Annotated in this window: 2 protein-coding genes; both read right to left on the minus strand. The window is 69.2% G+C overall.

The features are described 5' to 3' along the window. Window positions 1-612: xanthine dehydrogenase accessory protein XdhC (xdhC, locus tag AC1DYN_RS32025; protein WP_477966760.1), on the minus strand; the 612-nt coding region annotated here is incomplete at its 3' end. 2 nt (window positions 613-614) lie between these two features. Continuing rightward, window positions 615-2,816: xanthine dehydrogenase molybdopterin binding subunit (xdhB, locus tag AC1DYN_RS32030; protein ID WP_477966762.1), on the minus strand; the 2,202-nt coding region annotated here is incomplete at its 5' end.

Consider the following 2,816-nt stretch of genomic DNA (forward strand, 5'->3'; position numbering starts at 1 on the left):
GATAGATGCCGGGAACATGGCGTCGCGTTCGTCGACCCACGTCACGCGGCATGGCAGGTCGGCCAGCGCGCGCACGATGGCAGCGCCGACGTGGCCGGCGCCGAACAGCATCAGGTGCGCGCGCGGCGCGAGGACCGGGTCGAGCAGCCAGCGGCGCCCGCCCTCGCCGTCCAGCACGCRGGCCTCGGGTACGCGTTCAAACGCCGGTGCGGCCGCCGTGCCCGCGAGGGGCGCCGCGTCGTCGAACAAGGCCCATTCGCACGCGCCGTCCAGCGCAACGAGGCGCCAGGTATCGACGTGGCGGCGTGCGCGCAGCAGGTCAACCTGCGCCGTATCGACGCGCTCGAACGCCAGCCAGGCAACGCCGCCGCAGCACTGGCCGAGGCTCGGACCCAGCGCAAAGCGCTCGAAGCGGCGCGCTTCGCCAAGCTGCAGCATCGCGCGCGCAATCTCCAGCGCGCGGTGTTCGAGATGGCCGCCGCCGATGGTGTCGTCAAAATCGTGCGCGCGCACCAGCATCTTCGCGCCCGGCTCGCGCGGCGCCGAGCCCTTCACGGCTGCTACCGTGACCAGCACGGACGGCACATCGCCGCGGGCACGCAACCAGTCCATCGTCACGCGCGCGCGCCGGCGGCGCCCTCGACGAACGCGATCGCATCCAGAATGGCTTCGCTCGTCGCGGGGGCATTCAGCGGTGGATTGACCCGGTGCCCGCCCACGCTCGAAATGGCGTCGCGCAGCGCGAAGAAGACCGAGAACGGCAGCAGCAGCGGCGGCTCGCCCACGGCCTTGGAGCGGTGGATGCTGTCTTCGACGTTGACGTTGTCGAACAACGCGATGCGGAAATCCTCCGGGCAGTCCGAAACCGCCGGGATTTTGTAGGTCGACGGCGCATGCGTCATCAGCTTGCCGGCCGGGTTCCACCACAGTTCTTCGGTGGTCAACCACCCCATGCCCTGGATGAACGCGCCTTCGACCTGGCCGATGTCGATCGCCGGATTGAGCGAGCGGCCGGCATCGTACAGCGCATCGACACGCAGCAGCTTCCATTCGCCGGTGAGCGTGTCGACCACCACTTCGGACACCGCCGCGCCGTACGCGAAGTACGAGAACGGTCGGCCCGTCATCGTCTTCGGGTCCCAGTGCAGGCCGGGCGTGGCATAGAAGCCATCGGACCACAGCTGCACGCGCGCCAGGTAAGCCTTGGCGACGAGTTCCTCGAACGGCAGCGCCAGGCCGGCGACGAACACGGTGCCGGCCGCGAAGCGCACGTCGCTGGCCGCGCCCCCATACTGCTGCGCGGCGAATTGCGCGAGGCGCGCGCGGATCTTGCCGGCGGCATCCTGCGCGGCCTTGCCGTTCAGGTCCGCGCCGGTCGAGGCGGCGGTGGCCGACGTGTTCGAGACCTTGCTGGTGTTGGTCGCGGTGGCGCGCACGCGACCCAGTTCGACGCCCAGCTCGTGCGCCACGACCTGCATCACCTTGGTGTTGATGCCCTGCCCCATCTCGGTGCCGCCGTGGTTGACGAGGATGGAGCCGTCCACGTAGACGTGCACCAGCGCGCCGGCCTGGTTCAGGTGCGTGACATTGAACGCGATGCCGAACTTGAGCGGCGTGAGCGCCAGCCCCTTCTTGAGCACGGGGCTGGTGCGGTTGTAGTCGTCCACGGCCGCGCGGCGCGCGCGGTAATCGCTGCCCGCTTCCAGTTCGGCCACCAGTTCGGGGATGACGTTGTCGACAATGGTCTGGCCATACGGCGTCACGTTGCGATCCTGCGCGCCGTAGAAATTCAGGCGCCGGATATCGAGCGCGTCGCGGCCCAGGTTGCGCGCGATCTCATCCAACACGTATTCGATGGCGATGGCGCCCTGCGGACCGCCGAAGCCGCGAAACGCGGTGTTCGATTGCGTGTTGGTCTTGCCGCAGGCGGCGCGGATATCGACATCGGACAGGTAGTAGGCATTGTCGAAGTGGCAGACGGCACGCGTGGCCACGGGGCCGGACAGGTCGGCCGAGTAGCCGGCGCGCGTGACCATGTCGACCCGCGCGGCCAGGATGCGGCCCGCGTCGTCGTAGCCGACCTCGTACTCATAATGGAAGCAGTGACGCTTGCCGGTGACGAGCATGTCGTCGTCGCGGTCGGCGCGCAGCTTGACCGGACGGCCCGTACGCACTGCGGCGATGGCGGCCGCGGCGGCCCACAGCGCCGACTGCGATTCCTTGCCGCCAAAACCACCGCCCATGCGGCGGCACTCGACCGTCACGTGGTGCGAATGCAGGCCGAGCGCATGGGCGATCACGTGCTGCATCTCGCTCGGGTGCTGGGTCGACGAATACACATGCATGCCGCGGTCTTCGCCAGGAATCGCATACGCGATCTGGCCTTCGAGGTAGAACTGCTCTTGCCCGCCCACGTACAGCTGGCCCTTGACCGTGTGCGGCGCGCGCGCGAACGCGGCTTCGGCGTCCCCGCGTGTCAGGCGCATGGGCGGCAGCACATACGATTGCGCAGCGCGCGCCGCCTGTGGCGTCAGGATCGCGGGCAGGTCCTCGTACGTTACCTGCGCCAGGCGCGCTGCGCGGCGTGCGTTGTCATGGCTGTCGGCGACGACGATGAAGATCGGCTGGCCCACGTACTGCACCAGGCCATCGGCCAGGATCGGRTCGTCGTGRATGATCGGGCCGCAATCGTTCAGGCCCGGGATGTCGGCCACGGTCAGCACCGCGACCACGCCCGCGCTGGCGCGGACCGGCGCCAGGTCGATGGCGGTGATGTGCGCATGCGCGCGCGACGACAGGCCCAGCGCCGCATGCAG

This window comes from Rhizobacter sp. P2_D12 (assembly GCF_056404395.1).